The organism is Pseudomonas sp. FP603 (genome assembly GCF_030687415.1).
Lineage (GTDB): Bacteria > Pseudomonadota > Gammaproteobacteria > Pseudomonadales > Pseudomonadaceae > Aquipseudomonas > Aquipseudomonas wuhanensis.
Window position 1 is genome coordinate 3,489,640 of the sequence record NZ_CP117431.1, and the last position, 15,818, is coordinate 3,505,457.

At 56.7% G+C, this 15,818-nt stretch carries 13 protein-coding genes and 3 pseudogenes; 8 read left to right on the top strand and 8 right to left on the bottom strand.

Translation table 11 applies throughout. From position 1 onward, the window contains the following. The first annotated feature begins 6 nt into the window (after positions 1 to 6). Positions 7 to 930: a universal stress protein gene (locus tag PSH65_RS16125; protein WP_305421179.1), complete on the top strand. Its 924-nt coding sequence runs from the start codon at positions 7 to 9 to the stop codon at positions 928 to 930. Between the two features lie 56 nt (positions 931 to 986). Here the strand turns inward: PSH65_RS16125 and PSH65_RS16130 are convergent, their stop codons facing one another. Continuing rightward, positions 987 to 1,553, bottom strand: a complete 567-nt coding sequence (locus tag PSH65_RS16130; RefSeq protein WP_305426998.1) for a GNAT family N-acetyltransferase — start codon at positions 1,551 to 1,553, stop codon at positions 987 to 989. Positions 1,554 to 1,777: 224 nt separating this feature from the next. Between PSH65_RS16130 and PSH65_RS16135 the strand changes: the two genes are divergently transcribed. From PSH65_RS16135 to PSH65_RS16150, 4 genes and pseudogenes are all read left to right on the top strand, one after another. Beyond that, entirely contained in the window at positions 1,778 to 2,683 is a 906-nt protein-coding gene (locus tag PSH65_RS16135) for a universal stress protein (RefSeq protein WP_305421181.1), read from the top strand. 120 nt (positions 2,684 to 2,803) lie between these two features. After that, positions 2,804 to 3,721, top strand: a complete 918-nt coding sequence (locus PSH65_RS16140) for a universal stress protein (RefSeq protein ID WP_305421182.1) — start codon at positions 2,804 to 2,806, stop codon at positions 3,719 to 3,721. Positions 3,722 to 3,818: 97 nt separating this feature from the next. After that, a complete protein-coding gene (locus PSH65_RS16145; RefSeq protein ID WP_305421185.1) occupies positions 3,819 to 5,186 on the top strand; it encodes an MBL fold metallo-hydrolase RNA specificity domain-containing protein in 1,368 nt (455 codons plus the stop codon). A 46-nt stretch (positions 5,187 to 5,232) separates the two neighbouring features. After that, positions 5,233 to 5,496: pseudogene (locus tag PSH65_RS16150) on the top strand (universal stress protein); the annotation flags it as partial. Positions 5,497 to 5,719: 223 nt separating this feature from the next. Here PSH65_RS16150 and PSH65_RS16155 read toward each other — a convergent pair. The 3 genes from PSH65_RS16155 to PSH65_RS16165 all read right to left on the bottom strand — a co-directional run bounded on the left by PSH65_RS16155 (position 5,720) and on the right by PSH65_RS16165 (position 9,317). Next, positions 5,720 to 6,367: a BON domain-containing protein gene (locus PSH65_RS16155; protein ID WP_305421187.1), complete on the bottom strand. Its 648-nt coding sequence runs from the start codon at positions 6,365 to 6,367 to the stop codon at positions 5,720 to 5,722. 176 nt (positions 6,368 to 6,543) lie between these two features. Further along, positions 6,544 to 6,669: a hypothetical protein gene (locus PSH65_RS16160; protein ID WP_305421188.1), complete on the bottom strand. Its 126-nt coding sequence runs from the start codon at positions 6,667 to 6,669 to the stop codon at positions 6,544 to 6,546. Between the two features lie 359 nt (positions 6,670 to 7,028). Further along, entirely contained in the window at positions 7,029 to 9,317 is a 2,289-nt protein-coding gene (locus PSH65_RS16165) for a hypothetical protein (RefSeq protein ID WP_305421189.1), read from the bottom strand. Between the two features lie 714 nt (positions 9,318 to 10,031). Between PSH65_RS16165 and PSH65_RS16170 the strand changes: the two genes are divergently transcribed. Beyond that, complete coding sequence (locus tag PSH65_RS16170; RefSeq protein ID WP_305421191.1) at positions 10,032 to 11,891, top strand: ABC transporter ATP-binding protein; 1,860 nt, start codon at positions 10,032 to 10,034, stop codon at positions 11,889 to 11,891. A gap of 90 nt (positions 11,892 to 11,981) precedes the next feature. Here the strand turns inward: PSH65_RS16170 and PSH65_RS16175 are convergent, their stop codons facing one another. Both PSH65_RS16175 and PSH65_RS16180 read right to left on the bottom strand, forming a co-directional pair. Continuing rightward, positions 11,982 to 12,122 carry a hypothetical protein gene (locus PSH65_RS16175; protein ID WP_305421193.1) on the bottom strand — a complete coding sequence of 47 codons (141 nt, stop codon included), beginning with the start codon at positions 12,120 to 12,122 and terminating at the stop codon, positions 11,982 to 11,984. Positions 12,123 to 12,414: 292 nt separating this feature from the next. Next, positions 12,415 to 12,963, bottom strand: coding sequence for an isopenicillin N synthase family oxygenase (locus PSH65_RS16180; RefSeq protein ID WP_305421195.1), 549 nt, complete (start codon positions 12,961 to 12,963; stop codon positions 12,415 to 12,417). 171 nt (positions 12,964 to 13,134) lie between these two features. Here PSH65_RS16180 and PSH65_RS16185 point away from each other — a divergent pair. Beyond that, positions 13,135 to 14,285, top strand: a pseudogene (locus PSH65_RS16185) (MFS transporter). A 36-nt stretch (positions 14,286 to 14,321) separates the two neighbouring features. Here the strand turns inward: PSH65_RS16185 and PSH65_RS16190 are convergent. Continuing rightward, positions 14,322 to 14,408 (bottom strand): annotated as a pseudogene (locus PSH65_RS16190) (NAD(P)H:quinone oxidoreductase); the annotation flags it as partial. A 236-nt stretch (positions 14,409 to 14,644) separates the two neighbouring features. On the opposite strand from PSH65_RS16190, the gene PSH65_RS16195 reads away from it, so the two are divergent. Beyond that, positions 14,645 to 15,058 carry a DoxX family protein gene (locus PSH65_RS16195; protein WP_305421196.1) on the top strand — a complete coding sequence of 138 codons (414 nt, stop codon included), beginning with the start codon at positions 14,645 to 14,647 and terminating at the stop codon, positions 15,056 to 15,058. A 120-nt stretch (positions 15,059 to 15,178) separates the two neighbouring features. Here PSH65_RS16195 and gfa read toward each other — a convergent pair whose 3' ends face one another. After that, positions 15,179 to 15,757 (bottom strand): S-(hydroxymethyl)glutathione synthase, encoded by a 579-nt coding sequence (gfa, locus tag PSH65_RS16200; protein ID WP_305421198.1) that lies wholly within the window; start codon positions 15,755 to 15,757, stop codon positions 15,179 to 15,181. Positions 15,758 to 15,818: the final 61 nt, after the last annotated feature.

The following is a 15,818-nucleotide window of genomic DNA, read 5'->3' on the forward strand; positions in this document are numbered from 1 at the left end:
TGTCCCATGTCGCAGACTCAGCGTTTACTGTTGATCGCCCCCCAATCCATGACCCGTACTCCGGCGTTCGACCGGGCCGCCGCATTGGCCCGCGCGATGCAATCACCGCTGCACATCGTGGCATTCGATTACTTGCAGGCCCTGGCCGTCGCCGGCCTGTTTGCCCCCGAGCAGATCGCCCAGGCCCGGGACGGTTATTTGCAAACCCATCGGCAATGGCTTGCCGAGCAGGCCGAATTGATGAAAAACCACGGTGTCGCGGTCACCAGTGAGGTGGTGTGGGTGCAGCACCCTTACGAGGAAATCCTGCACTTCGTCAATGAGATGCCGCTGAGCCTGATCATCAAGGATGCCCAGGAAGAATCGGCGTTGAAGCGGGTGTTTTTCACACCGCTGGATTGGCAGTTGTTGCGCAATTGTCCGGTGCCGGTGCATCTGGTGACCAACGCGCTGAATGCGCGGCCACGCAACGTGCTGGCCATCGTCGATGTGTTGCGCAGCGAAGAGCAGGACCTGGTATTCAATGACCAGATTATCGACGCCGCCACCAAGCTGGCTGAACAGTGTGAGGCGCAGATCGAGTTGGTGCATGTGTATGACTGGACAGCCGTGTATGCCCTGGACATGGGCGTTGGCGCACTCCCGTTGGCCTCCGGTCTTTATGAAGCCATGGGCACGGCGCAACACCAAGCGTTTACGGCGCTGGCCGAACGTCACGGCGTGCCGTCGGAGCGTCGGCATTTTATCGAAGGTGCGCCGTTGCCGAGTATTTGCAAGTTCGCCGAAGACCATCGCATCGATGTCATCGTGATGGGGACCGTGCAGCACTCGGGGTTGAACAAGCTATTGGGGACGACTGCCGAACAGCTCTTGCACCGAGCCCCTTGCAGTGTGCTGGCGATCAAACCCGACAAGCTGTCGCCATCCTGAGCGTTGACTTGCCCCACGGCGGACCGTTGGCCGGTACGTCGCGGGGCAATCGGCTTTTACGACATATACAGACGATGAATGACCTGGCGGCTGTCGTCAGGATCATTGTGTCTATCAAAACCCAAGGCTTTGGCCAGGTCACGCATGGGGGCATTGCTTGCGGCGTCGATCGAATACATCTGAATAAAGCCGTTTCTGCGGGCGGCCTTGATCAGATGTTCCATCAAAATGGTGCCCAGGCCCAGGTGCTGCCATTCATCAGCGACCGTCACCGCGCACTCACACTCATGTTCCGCTGTGGCGGCGTAGCGGCTGACGCCGATTTCGATCAGTTTGCCGTTTTCGTGAACCAGCGCGATGTAGGCCATGCGCTGTTTGTTGTCGGTGTCCATCAACTGATCGAGCATGGCGCCGCCGGGTTCGTTGATCTGCGCGAGAAAGCGCATGTGCCGGGACTCGGGCGACAGGCGTTTGATAAAGGCATATTCAAGATCGCGGTCCTTTTCCAACAGTGGCCTGATCAGCACATGGCGGCCGTCCCTGAGCGCTTCGATCCAGTATTTTCCGGTGACCGAGGCATAGGCGGCCGCGGCCCGATCATTGTGTTCTTTGACTGAGAGCATGGACGGTCCTCCATCCTGTTTGAAAAGCGCAAGCGTGGAAATCAGCCACGCGGTCGATTCCTTTTTACGCTGCTGGCAGCCGTTGAATCTGATCTGGATCAGACACCCGTCACGACGGCGCTCATTGGCGGGTATTTGATGTAAATCAACCTGGGGGAGGGGGCAACGGGCGCAGTCTTGGCCCATGCCGGCGCGTAAGGCCCGGTTTCGAGCGGAGGTGTGAGATGGGTCAATATCAACGTTTGTTGCTGATTGCCGACCGAACCCTGCATCAGTCCCCGGCCTTGCTCCGTGCCGTCGCGCTGGCCAAGGCGAGCGGGGCCGCGCTGGATGTGCGGGCCTTTGTCGATCCGGCACCGATTGTTCACCTGTGGGATGAAAAAATCGATGAGGCAGGGTATCAGCGCTATCTGCGCCATTGTCATCGATGGGTGGCCGACGAGGTCGAGCGGCTCAGCGGGCAGGGTGTGGCAGTGACGGTTGAAGCCATCTTCACCACCCATCCGCTGCTGGATATTTTGAAGACCGTCGAAGACCTCAAGCCCGACCTGCTGATCAAGGACGTCACCCTGGAACCGGCGCTCAAACGGGTGTTCATCACCCCGCTCGATTGTCACCTGCTGCGCGAATGCCCGATCCCCGTGCACTTGGTCAACCAGGTCCGTTACGGGCTGCCGCACCGGGTCGTGGCCGCCGTGGACCCGTTCGATCCGGCAACGCAAATCAGTGGCCTGAACGACACCATCATCCAGACGGCCAACGCACTGGCGCTGCAATGCGACGCACCGCTGCACCTGCTGTACGCCTACGACTTGTCGCCTGCATTCAACGGCGATGCGCCGCTGATCGCCGGGGGCTGGAGTGTGGACTTCGTCGAGGAACTGCGCGAATCCCTGCACCGGGCGTTTATCACCCTGGCGGACCGCTACGGTGTTCCTCCCGAGCGTCGGCACTTTGTCATGGGCCTGCCGGTGCCGGTCATCAGTGAGTTTGTCGAGCAGTACCTGGCGGATGTGGTGGTGATGGGCACGGTGCATCGCGTGGGGATCGACCGCCTGATCGGCAGCAATACCGAGCGGGCGCTGTACTCGGTGCCGGGCAGCATTCTGGCGGTCAGGCAGCCGGGCTAAAGCGTTGGGCGCCAAGCCGATGGCTGGCCGGCCATTATTTGATAAAAATCAGAGCCTCACGGCCAGAGCCCCCCGATACTTGAGCCACAACCTGAAGCTATCCAGATGAGGTGGGTGAGGGTGAAAATTCGACGTTTGCTATTGATTGCCCCGACCGAAATGATCCGCACCCCGGCGTTCGAACGGGCTCGGGCTGTGGCCTGCGCCACCGGTTCAATGCTGCACATTGTCGCTTTCGATCATGTTCAGGCGTTGGCGGTGGCGGGGCTGTTTGACCACGACGCGATGGCCCAGGCGCGGGAAGGTTACTTGCAGGTGCATCGCCACTGGCTGGAGCAGCAAGCCCGGTTTCAACGATGCGAAGGCGTGCAGGTGAGCACTGAGGTGGTGTGGGCCAGACCGACCCTGGCGCATCTGCTGGAGTACGTGAATGATTTCCATGCGGACCTGGTGATCAAGGACACCCACCGCGTATCGGCGCTCGATCGCGCCTTCCATCGGCCCCTGGACTGGCAGTTGCTGCGCGACTGTCCGGCGCCCTTGCACCTGGTCATCGATGCCACAAATCCCAAGCCGTTGAGCATACTCGCGACCATCGATTTGTCTCATCTGGAGGAGCTGACCCAAGGGCTCAATGACCGGATTCTCGACCTGGCCTCGAGCCTGGCCGAACCTTGTGGCGCCACCTTGCACCTGCTCAATGTCAGCGGCTGGTCGGAGCTGGGGGAGGCTGAAGTGAACATACCGACGGCGACACTGGATGGCAGTTTGAGAGACGCGGTCAGCGATGCTCAGCTGGAGGCTTTCGAGGCGCTTGCCGAACGCTACGGAATCGAGAAACAACAGCGCCATCTGCTGCCCGGCACTCCCGCCGAGGTGATTACCCGTTTCGCACAACAACGTGCCTTCGACATGGTGGTGCTGGGAACGACCTACCATCGCGGGATCGATCTATTCATCGGCAGTACGGCAGAAAGTGTGTTGAACCGGTCACCCTGCAGCCTGACGATCGTCAAGCCATTGCCCCGGCTCGACTGAAAATATGACCCCGTGTGGCCTCGGTTGATAAAAATCAACTGCCCATGGGTGTATAGGCGCGATCAATAGCGCTCCATGAGTGCGCAAGGAAACGGCCATGCGAATGACATTTCTCGGTGCTGCGGGCACGGTTACGGGCAGCAAGTACCTGCTGGAACATCGCGACCAGCATGTGCTGATCGATTGCGGCCTGTTCCAGGGCTATAAACAACTGCGCTTGCACAACTGGGACCCGTTCCAGCTGCCGGTTCGCGACCTCGAAGCCATTGTGCTGACCCACGCTCATCTGGACCACAGCGGCTACCTGCCGGTGTTGGTGCGCAACGGTTATCGCGGCCCGGTGTATGCCACGCCAGCCACCTGTGAACTGGTGAAAATCCTGCTGCGCGACAGCGGCCGCTTGCAGGAAGAAGAGGCCGAATTCGCCAATCGCCATGGCTTTTCCAAACACTCTCCGGCCTTGCCGCTGTACACCGAGCAAGACGCTGAGCGGGCATTGAAATTACTGCGGCCGGTGCAGTTGCACCACCGGGTCGATATCGTTCCGGGGATGAGCATTCTGTTGCGCGGTGCCGGGCATATTCTGGGCGCAGCGACGGTGGAAGTCGTTGCCGATGGCGTCACGCTTGTGTTCTCCGGGGATCTGGGGCGGCCGAACGATCCGTTGATGTTTGCCCCGGAGACGATCGAGCAGGCCGATTATCTGCTGGTGGAGTCGACTTACGGTGACCGTCGGCATCCCGACGAATCCCCGGAGGATCAACTGGCCGAAGTCATCACCCGTACCGCGCTGCGCCATGGCATCACACTGGTACCATCGTTCGCGGTCGGTCGCGCGCAGTTGCTGATGTACCACCTGTATCGCTTGCAACAGAAACATGCGATTCCCGACCTGCCGATCTACCTCAACAGCCCCATGGCCACCGACGTCACGCGTTTGTATCAGCGCTTTCGCAGTGAGCACCGGTTATCCCTGGAAGAGTGCGAAGGCATGTGCCATGTCACGCGTTTTGTGCGCTCCACCCGAGATTCCATCGAGCTGGACCAGCAGCGCACACCGGCGGTGATCATCGCCGCCAGCGGCATGGCCACGGGCGGGCGGGTGCTGCACCACCTCAAGGCGCTGGCGCCCAACCCGATCAATACGCTGCTGGTGCCGGGTTTTCAGGCGGGCGGCACCCGCGGCGCACAGATCATCGCAGGCGTTCCATCAGTACGTATCCACGGTAAAGACGTGCCGATCCGCGCCGAAGTGGTGCCGATGCAAACCCTGTCCGCCCACGCCGATGCCGATGAAATCATGGCGTGGTTGCGCGGCTTCAAGCGGCCACCGAAACACACCTATGTGGTGCACGGCGAACCCAACGCTTCGGATGTATTGCGCCGGCGCATCAGCCTGGAGCTAGGCTGGTCGGTCTCGGTGCCGGAGTACCATGACAGCGTGGAGCTGACGGGTTCTCTTTAGTAAGGCAGGCCATTTGTTGCGTTACCTGCAAAATGGTGAATGATCGGAGGAGCTGCGCCAACCACTTCATCAGGCGGTTGTCACTCTTGCTGACCGCTATGGCGTGCCGCCGGAACGCCGGCAGTTCATCGACCTGCCAGCTCCGGTGCTGAGTGAGTTTATCGAGGAGTATCTGGTCGATGTGGTTGTGATGGGTACCGTGCACCGGGTGTGGTTCGACCGCTTGATGGGCAGCAACACGGAACGGGCACTGTACTCGGTGCCGGGAAGCATTCTGGCGATCAAGCAGCCGGGGGAGCTCGTCAGGTGATGAGTACGATCGCCCCTTTTACCTGACCGGTCCTCAGGCTTGCCAACGCCTGATTGGCATCGTCCAGGGCGAAACGGGTGACACATTAGGCGCTATGACGCCAGTTTTGAGCCCGCGCTATCGACACTGCAGTGCATTGCAGACATTGACAGAGATGATGCGAGGCGGGGAGTTGGAAAACCGACGCTTCTGTTGCACTGAATGATCAACGTTTCAGGTCGGATCAGGCGATGAGTATGTGGTTTTCCACATGCATCACCCCCGGGACCGCCCAAGCCGCATGTTCAGCAGCCTTCCTCTCTCGCCACAGATGAACGCAGCCTTCGAGTTTTACCGTCGTTCCCTCCACCGTAACGCGGATGTGGCTGGTATCCAGCTCTGCATTTCGCGCCATCGCATTTTCTATGCGGCGTTTGATATCTTCCAGACTGACCTTGGGTTTGACGATCAACAGATTGTTGATGCCGACGACCCCTGCCAGCTTACACATAGCCCTTTCAGCGTCTTCTTTCTGATATTGCCACTCCACTTCACCTTCAAGCGTGACCCATCCTTGCTGTACCTTGACCTGTATCTGGTCTTCTGGAATGTCGGCATTCCAGCGGATGATGTCCAGGCAGCGGGACGCTATGACGTCATCTGCGACATCAGCATCGCCTGGTATCCGGACTTCGATTTCTTCGGCAACAGCATGTACGCCTTTAACGCGCTTTACCGCGCGTTCGGCAGCGATTTTTTCAGCGTAGGTCCGGACATGTCCGGTGAGGCTGACAACCCCATTTTCTACAGCGACACCTATAGCCGCAGCATCAATGTGGGGTTGAAACTCAAGCTCATCGAGAATATCTCGGCGCAACTTTAAATCGTTCATGATGATCCTCACTCATAGGGCTGACGTTCAAGGCCAGAAAATCAGCCAGTTATGCCAATTCAACCGGTATCCCAAAGTAAAAAGCTGAGTTTTGTCATGGTTTGACTCGAAAGATTAGCTCAGAGCTGGCTTCATCGATTTGGTTCGGTCAGGCTGTGGGCAGCGAGCGTCATGCCTCATTCTTCGTTTGTGGGTTCGACCACCACCTTGACTCGGCTGGCCGGGGTCGAGATTACGGCGGCATTGGCCAGATTGGCGGTTTCGTCCAGTTTGATGCCCAGATACTGCAGGCCCGCACACATCCGGAAGCGAATTGCCGCGTCCGATAGTAGTGATGGACGATCTGCGCGGCGTTGGCAAAAGACGTGATGGCGCGGCTGGTCAGGACAACCGGGCCCATCCTGAAATACTTTGTTACGCGTAATGTATATTATGTTAAATCATGTGTCTGTGCGGAACTTTCTATGCTTGTGCTTGAGGTCACGCGCCACCACTTTCCGATTTTTGCAGACGTTCAGGCTCTTCTCGTTGGACGTCCTTCCTGACTTCGGTCCCTGATGTATGCATGAAAGTTTTGCTCCGTCTGTACAAGAACTCCAGACGGATATACAGATATCGCCTTTGAGGCGTTCAAGCACGCCTCATCGATAAAGACGAGCGTTTAACTAATGCCATTCGTTTGCGGCGGTAACAACCAATGTCGTTCGGTGGTCCATCCGAGAAAAACCTGAGCCCCCTCACTTTTCTGGCGGTTCAGGGTCAACGGGAGCCCGGAAGCTGCCACACGCAACCCCATAATTGCCGGTAGAAATCTCTCCCGGAATGCATTGGGTTGAGCCGCGAAATGAGCTTCGATGCTATCGATTGCGCAATGCCTCTCGGCGTCATCCTGCAAGGATAAATAAAACACCATCTGGCGCCAGGCATAAGCGGTATTTTTGAGCATCACCAAGCTTGAGTGATAGAACTTGATTTTCATCTGCTGCCGCATGCATATCCATTGGAAGCACTCCTGAGCAAGTGCACCCAAGCGATGATGTAGCAGCGCTTTCAAACCGAGATCACCAAATAGAAGCGAAAGGTTTTGCGTCGTCAAAATCTGTTGTTGCTCGATGATCCTGCCGTTGGTTGCTGAATGCCACCCACCCAAGGGTGCATTAGCCCGCTGTGCGCACAGGTTCCCCAATGCATCACTGGTATCCAAGTCACGCTGGAAATAGTTTCTGCTCTTTGATTTCGGCTTATCGGGAAGGATCGCCAGTTGGTTCGTGTCGATGTCGTAATAATGGGCGTAAAGGGTGCCATCTATCAACGAGGCTGCTCGCCTGGCTGCTTCCACGAATTTATTCGAAAAGGTTCCCATGAAAATGTCCGCCGCGACCTCCTCCACAAAAGGAAGATCCAGCTTCGCCGTGACAGCAAGCGAACCAAACTCCTGAAGTAGCTTGTTCGGAAGGATTGCCTGGGGGAAAGCAGCGAGGGTTGTTGCCGAGGATTCGATCAAGGCTTGTCTGGCTCCCTCAACGGCGACAGTGTGTGCCTCTCGTTCACCTTCAACGGCCGCCACCCAAGGCAACTCACTGATTTTGACTTGGCTCTGTAGGTTGAGCAGCAGCAATGAACGGCGTCGCCGAAAAGCACGATACGTTGCGATAGACAACGTGCGCAGTGTCGTATCGCGAAATCCAGCACTGCAGATTTCGGCCGTCATCGCTGGCAGTACTCGCGCCACGGTATCCCCAGATGTGATCAATCCCTTGTCAATCAACTGACTGATGGTTCCCTTTCGACAGCGCTCGAGGCGTCGGCTAACTGCTGGTGGAATGGCGACACCTGTTTTCAGCGAATATGCCTTCGCCTCCTCACTGGTAATCGGTTCCAACAGGGACGAAAAATCAGAGATGCCTTCCGAGCTCGTATAGCTGGTCAGACGCTCAGAAACCGCCTTGGCGATCAGATGATGCTCGGGCGCGGCCACCTGATGGCGCTGTATGGCTCGGCTCTGTAGATGATCTTCGGATTCGGGATGACCATGTTTGCACACGAAATCATTGACGATCCGCCGAATACGTCCGACTTGACGCCCTGTCAGCGAGGCTGGGTCACGGGAGCAGAGCCTTAGCAACGCGTACAACTCCCCTACCCGGCCCCTGAAAGGTTCAACGTTGAGGAGGTCATTGCTACCGGTGGCATCGAACTTACTACTTAGCGCATTCGCCTGCTCAAGCCAGCCTTCAGGATATTGCCGACAAGGCCAATCATCCTGGTACGTTAAGAGGAAGAGCGAGATAGCTGCATCGTAGAAAGGCAACCGAGTCACGACCACATGTTTTAGCACCGCCAGACGCTGCTGCGCAGGGAGTTTTGAAAGCAGCTTTTTGATATCGCCGACATCGAAGATCTGCACTTCCACCGCCGCGAGCGGTAGTCCGTCAGAAGCCATTGGAAAGAAACGCAGTTGCTCAAAAAAAGGGGCGATCGACTCAATCAATCTGCGTGCGTCCTCCGTGCGCTGCTGTCCCAACAGCCAAGCCACGTACAGTAGCGCTGCCTCTTCTGGTACATCGATCCGATAGTCGCTGTTCACCAGTTGCTTTTGCAGTGCTTCGATCCCCTCATCCGTAAGGTGCCAGGTGTTGAGATCAAGTCGTTGAAAACCAGGGCGGATGCCTGGGATTGAGGCGGCCAGCCGCCGCTCGTACTCGGTCAGTGCACCACCGGCCAGATACTGTCCAGTGGCAAAACCACCCGTGACCACCTCCAGTGTGACCCATTCAGGCACATCCACGAGTGGTATACGCGAGCCATACAGCGCGGTGCCCTGCACCATGTGTTCGACCACCTGCTGCCAGCGCTCAATCCGTTCGCGCGCTTTCTCAGTGTCTAGACCCGATGCGGTCAATGCTCGAGATAACTGAAAGACCGCATAACCGGCGTTTATGCCGGCCATAGCATCCGATTCCCTATCGTGCCTGGACATATGTCCTTCTGACCCTGCGATGTAGTGGGGCCGGGGGCTGGATTCGAACCAGCGCCCACCCGGTTAAGAGCCGAGTGTTCTACCGCTGAACTACCCCGGAACAGAGCGCACATTGTCTACTCGCAACGAACGAATGTGAAGATTGAAAACGTTGCCGCTCGTGACGCATATAGAGATTACTCCCGCTCGAAAATATTGGTGTAACTTCCTCCCCCCCCCCGCTGCAATGCCAGAGGCACTGGATTTGCGCAGATAACCACTGTTTGCACCGCTGCGGTCTGAACAGTCGGTCATGAACAAGTTTTGGAGAGCATGCGCTTTGTCTTTCTAATCCAAGCCCTTATTTCAAAAGGACTTATTGGAGCCATGGACATCTGACATAAGTTAAATAATGTGTCTGGATGGAACTTTGCCATAAGCCATCTCCTACACAGCGCTCCGAACTAAATCTGTGGTTTTTTGCGAAGTAAAGATTGGAAATCGAGACCCTGTCCTATAAATGAATAATTAGTTCGCGTATCTCAGCCACCAGAAACAATGCTCTTGTCCAGCTTGGAGGGAGACTGTCTGTGTGTCTTTTCCTGTGTTTGTGCCAATTAGAACCATACCCACCACTCAACATAACCCTCAACGCCACCTTTAAATGGCAGAATCGCCTTAACTTGATCGTTTTTGGAGACCACCATGCTTCGCGTATTCGAACGAAGACTCGACCCCTTCCCGCCCGACGAGTTACCACCGCCACCCGAAGGCCTGGCTCGGTTCCTTTGGGCGTGCACGCGGGGGGCGCGCGGCTATATTCTTGTGTTTGCGCTGCTCAGTGCCGGTGTGTCGATCTACGAAGCCTGGCTGTTTTCTTTCCTCGGTCAGGTCGTGGATCTGCTCTCGACCTGGCAGGCCGGTGGGGATGCGGCTGCGCAGGAAAGTCGCGTGTTGTGGGGCATGGGCATCGTAATGCTGACCAGCATCGGGCTGGTGGCGTTGCGTACCATGGTGCAGCACCAGATATTGGCGATCAATCTGCCGTTGCGGCTGCGTTGGGACTTCCACCGCCTGATGCTGCGGCAAAGCCTTTCGTTTTTTTCCGATGAGTTCTCCGGTCGGGTCACCACCAAGGTGATGCAGACTGCGCTGGCCGTGCGCGACGTGTTGTTCACCCTTATCGAGATCGCACCCGGAATCGGGGTGTATTTCATCGCGCTCATCGCACTGGCCGGCGGCTTCGCTCTGAAACTGATGCTGCCCTTCGTTGCCTGGATCGTGTTGTTCGGGCTGGCCATGCTCTATTTCGTCCCCCGCTTGGGGAAAGTCGGACAGGAACAGGCCCATGCGCGCTCCTCGATGACCGGACGTATCTCAGACGCCTACACCAACATCACGACAGTGAAACTGTTCTCCCATTCCAATCGTGAAGCGCACTTCGCGCGCGCGGCCATGGAAGATTTCAAGCAAACGGGCTTCCGCCAGATGCGCCTGGTCAGCCAATTCGAGATCGTCAACCAAGCGTTGGTGGTGGCGTTGATCATGGCAGCAGGCGGTTATGCGCTTTGGCTGTGGCACTTGGGCGAAGTCGGCACAGGTGCCGTGGCGGCGATTACCGCCATGGCGTTGCGTATCAACGGCATGTCGCACTGGATCATGTGGCAAATGACCTCGCTGTTCGAGAGCATCGGCACCGTGCAGGATGGCATGGCAACCCTTACCCGCGGCCCCAAGGTGCAGGATGCGCCGAACGCGGGCGTCCTGGTGACCTCCGGCGGCGCGGTAACTTTCGACAACGTGAGCTTCAACTACAATGGCGAACGCCAAGTGCTCGATGGCCTGAGCCTGAACATTCGTCCGGGCGAAAAAATCGGCCTGGTGGGCCGCTCCGGCGCGGGAAAATCCACGCTCATCAACTTGCTTCTGCGCTTCTATGACGTCGACAGCGGGCAGATTCGCATTGACGGGCAAGACATTGCGCACGTGACGCAAGACAGCCTGCGCAGTGCCATCGGCATGGTCACCCAGGATACCTCCCTGCTGCACCGCTCCATTCGCGACAACATCGCCTACGGCCGACCCGATGCAAGCGACGCCCAAATCCGCAGTGCCGCGGCCAATGCCCAGGCCGATGAGTTCATCAGCCAACTGAGCGACCGGCAAGGCCACACCGGCTACGACACCTTGGTGGGCGAACGCGGCATCAAGCTGTCGGGCGGCCAGCGCCAGCGCGTCGCGATTGCCCGAGTGATGCTCAAGAACGCCCCGATCCTGCTACTTGACGAGGCTACCAGCGCGCTGGATTCGGAAGTCGAAGTGGCCATTCAGGAAAGCCTCGATGAAATGATGCAGGGCAAAACCGTAATCGCCATCGCCCATCGGCTGTCCACGATTGCGGCGATGGATCGACTGATTGTCATGGATGATGGACGCATCATCGAACAAGGCACCCACACCGAATTGCTCGCTAAAAACGGCATCTATGCACGGCTGTGGCACCATCAGAGTGGCGGGTTCCTGGGTGAGGATCGGGGGGTGACCGAGGCTATGGATCAGGCATGAACTGAACGGCCCGGGGATGATCTGCAAGCGGCTGCTTGGAGTCGATTTCTGCCCGTCACGACAGGCAGAAATCGGCCGTGTTAGCCGCCATCACTCCAGCTTAAGCTCATCCAAACGCCGTATTACAAACAAGCTGACAATCAGGTCCAGGTGCGCACCACCAGCATTCTTGTATACGGTGATCTCCTCTTCCAGTACTGATTGAATCTTTCGCGCGCTGATCATTTGCATTGTGTGTTTCCCAAGCATGAATCAGGCAGGGCTTGCTGCTCGCAAGTCCAGCCTGATTGTTCAGGTTGCCGCTGGACGATCGGGCATTATCCGCCGATCACCAGCACCGGTTTACCAAGGATCGCCCTGTCAGGCGTCACCCCCAAAACCGCGCGAACGAGGCGACCATGTAGCCGTCCTTGAGTACCGGCGTTAGTATCCGGAAACCCTTTACTCAGAAATACCTCATGTGATTTATACATTTCCCTTAGAAGAAAAGTTGGCCACGCATAGAATGCACATTGAAAACACTCTATTCGCCTTTCAGATGCGCATAGCTATCAACGAAACGCTTAAATTTGTGTTCGCCACAAGTGTACGCTTCATACTTCGCGGGCAAAGCCTCACTTACACAGGTTGGTACAGGCGCAACAACTGCATCGAAGTCCAAATCAATAAAGAAAGGTATTGAATAGCGCTCTAGACCGCTAGTATTTATGACGCGATGCATTGTCGAGGTGTAGCGATCGTTGGTGAGGGTTTGCACCAGATCACCGATATTGACGATAAAAGTGCCTTCAACGGGTGGGGCGGTAACCCACTCCCCTGCCCGGTTCTTGACTTGTAAACCGCCAACTGTGTCTTGAGACAGGACTGTCAGGAAGCCGTCATCCGTGTGAGCACCAATACCGATCTCTTCCAGGGAGACCTTTCCTATCTGAGGCGGATAACGCAAAACTCGCTGAATGGTGATGGGTTTACGTTGGCGTTGTTCAAAATAATTTTTCGGCAAGTCCAGACTCAGCGCGATGCCGCCGATGAGCGTTCTCGCGATTGCGACCGGCTTCTGTAGTTTCGCCAACTTCCATATGCGCTTTCGTGACTTCTTTGGCGTCGCGCCGAGTAGTTATAGAGCGACGTATGAGCGCAGGCGCTAAGTTTCCGAAACCCGGGCCCGCAAAAAACAAGAAACCCGCACGATCCAAGGCTAGCGAATGATGGCCAGCATCATCGATAAGGATTACCGAGAATTATGAATGCTCCATCGTCAGTGTTGATACCCACGGCTAACCATAGCGAGCGGATGTCTACACGCATCGCCTTCCTTATCGCAGGCTTACTCATGTCCGCTTGGGCGCCTCTGGTTCCATTGGTTAAAGCCCGCACTGGTTTGGACGATGGTGGCCTGGGGTTGCTGCTGCTTGGCCTGGGCGGTGGATCTATTGTGGCCATGCCCTTTGCTGGGTATCTCACTGCACACTATGGATGCCGCCCGGTCGTGATCTGGGCGACGATTGTCTTGTGCGCCGTTCTTGCGCTGTTGGCACCGTGGTATGGCTGCCGGGCTTGGTGATCGCTGTCATTATCTTCGGCGCCAGCATGGGCATGCTTGATTGCGCCATGAACATACAGTCCGTCATCGTCGAGAAAAACAGCGGGCAGGCACTTCAGTCCGGCTTCCATGGCCTTTACAGCGTCGGAGGCATAGTGGGCGCCGGGGCTATGACCGCTTTATTGACCTTCGGGCTGGACCCACTGATTGCGGCGCTCTGTATCGTTGCCACCGTTTTGGGATCGCTTTACAAGGCTGCGCCTTCTTTGCTGACTTATGGCACTGAACGGGGTGGACCAATGTTCGCGGTGCCCAGGGGTATCGTGCTGTTTTTAGGGGCGCTCTGTTTCATCGTCTTCCTCACTGAAGGCGCAATGCTCGACTGGAGCGCGGTCTTCCTTGTCTCGAACCGAGGGTTAGAGCCCAGCATCGCCGGTTTGGGCTACGCATCCTTCGCCGCCGCAATGACGGTGGGTCGCCTGACAGGGGACGCCATCGTCAGCAAACTTGGGGGCGTGCGCGTCGTTGCGCTTGGCGGACTCTGCGCAGCCGCAGGCATGATCGTGTCGCTTGGAATCGATGGCTGGTCCGCGTCCTTGATTGGCTACGCTCTGGTCGGTGCTGGTTGCTCAAACATTGTCCCAGTGATCTTTACTGCTGTGGGCCGCCAGCAACGTATGCCACAGGCGGTAGCCATCCCCGCTGTCATCTCGATGGGCTACGCGGGAATTCTGATAGGTCCCGTATTTATCGGGGCGGTCGCCCACCTGAGCACCTTGTCATTCGCGCTTGGCTGCGTGAGTGTTTTGCTGGTTTTTGTCAGTGCGACAGCTCGATTACTTCTAAATTAACCGGATCTTTTCAGACGCGATTTCAGCATTGGTCACTACGAATCGAGCTCCTTCGGCCACTGCACCATCCATCGTTTCGAGGTGACCGTACATTGAATAATAGAGAACCAGAACCTTCGCCATGATTTGCTCCTGGATTAAGCGCCATTCGATGGATCAGGAAGATCTTGGATTACACGGCATGGGACTTAACACTAGCAGTTCCGTATATATCGCCTGCTGGCAAACAGAGACGCTTTTATTGCCCCTCCCCCGTCCCAGAGCAGGCTGCCAATCAGCTGCTAGTGTTAAAAGTGCGCACAAGGCTTCAATACCAGACTTACTTGCGCATCCTCTCTCGCGTCCACAGGCGGAACACTATGAGATACAACCTGTTTGAGAATCAGAGAAACGAGATCATCCTGCTCGCCCGCATCCTTCTAATGATTCTTTTCATCATTTCCGGCTGGGGCAAGATGACCAACTTTGGCGGTACCGTTGCTTACCTAGACTCACTCGGTGCGCCCATGCCCATGGTCGCTGCGGGGGTTGCGGTCGTCATGGAGTTCTTTGTCGCTATAGCGATAGTCGTGGGTTTCTACACCCGTCCACTCGCATTTCTCTTCGCCTTGTTTGTACTCGGTACAGCGCTGATCGGGCATCACTTTTGGACTATGGTTGACCCGGAGCGCGCAACCAACATGGTCCAGTATTTCAAGAACCTCAGTATCATGGGCGGCTTGCTGCTGCTGGGCATTACAGGTCCTGGCAAGTATTCGGTGGACGGCAGATAGCAGCGCGCAACTGTTTGCTGGCGCAACGCCCTTCACCTGAAACGGATTTAGGTGAAGGGCGTGGCAGCAAGGGTTCAGCCAAGGTGGATCGTGCCGAATAATTACATTCGGCAAGTGGGTTTAACGGGATGCAAGAACACCCTTCAACTTCGCCACTTGCGTAGCCAATGCGTCCATCAGGTCTGGCGACAAGCAATCATAAGGTTCCAAACCGAGCGCGCGCAGTTTTCCGCGGATTTCCTTCATGTCCTCCGGTGGGGTGCCGGTTTCGATGATCGACGAAACGAAAGCTGCAAAGCCCGGTGCAGCCCACCCTTTTTGCGGGGATAGCTCGGTATGCACAAAATCCAGGCCATAGAACGCGTGGTCTTTATTTTCGATGCGACCGTACATATGTGCATGGCACTCTTTGCAGGCATGTCGTTGAATGGTCGCGCTCTCGTCGACGATGACCAGCTTTTCGGCGTTCGCGGTGACGCTGACTTTATCGCGAGGAACGACAGCAACGACCGCGAATTTCGCACCTGCGGGCTTCCAGCATTTGCTGCAGCCACAGGCGTGATTGTGCAGAGTCTGGGCGTCAATCCTGATTTCAACCTTATCGGTCGGACACAGGCATTGCAGGGTGCCGCCAGAGAAGTTTGCAGCGCTTGGCTCTATTCCGTTATCCAGTGAAGGATGAAGCTTCAAGTTGCTCACGATAAACCTCCAGTATCAGAGAGTATTCGAACTGGACCTGGAGCCTGAGGGGCATTAGCCA

Bases quoted from the DNA above. Each gene is read 5' to 3' on its own strand.
- PSH65_RS16125 (WP_305421179.1), top strand. From the start codon at position 7: ATGTCGCAGACTCAGCGTTTACTGTTGATCGCCCCCCAATCCATGACC.
- PSH65_RS16130 (WP_305426998.1), bottom strand. From the start codon at position 1,553: ATGCTCTCAGTCAAAGAACACAATGATCGGGCCGCGGCCGCCTATGCC.
- PSH65_RS16135 (WP_305421181.1), top strand. From the start codon at position 1,778: ATGGGTCAATATCAACGTTTGTTGCTGATTGCCGACCGAACCCTGCAT.
- PSH65_RS16145 (WP_305421185.1), top strand. From the start codon at position 3,819: ATGCGAATGACATTTCTCGGTGCTGCGGGCACGGTTACGGGCAGCAAG.
- PSH65_RS16155 (WP_305421187.1), bottom strand. From the start codon at position 6,367: ATGAACGATTTAAAGTTGCGCCGAGATATTCTCGATGAGCTTGAGTTT.
- PSH65_RS16160 (WP_305421188.1), bottom strand. From the start codon at position 6,669: ATGTGTGCGGGCCTGCAGTATCTGGGCATCAAACTGGACGAAACCGCC.
- PSH65_RS16165 (WP_305421189.1), bottom strand. From the start codon at position 9,317: ATGGCCGGCATAAACGCCGGTTATGCGGTCTTTCAGTTATCTCGAGCA.
- PSH65_RS16170 (WP_305421191.1), top strand. From the start codon at position 10,032: ATGCTTCGCGTATTCGAACGAAGACTCGACCCCTTCCCGCCCGACGAG.
- PSH65_RS16175 (WP_305421193.1), bottom strand. From the start codon at position 12,122: ATGCAAATGATCAGCGCGCGAAAGATTCAATCAGTACTGGAAGAGGAG.
- PSH65_RS16195 (WP_305421196.1), top strand. From the start codon at position 14,645: ATGAGATACAACCTGTTTGAGAATCAGAGAAACGAGATCATCCTGCTC.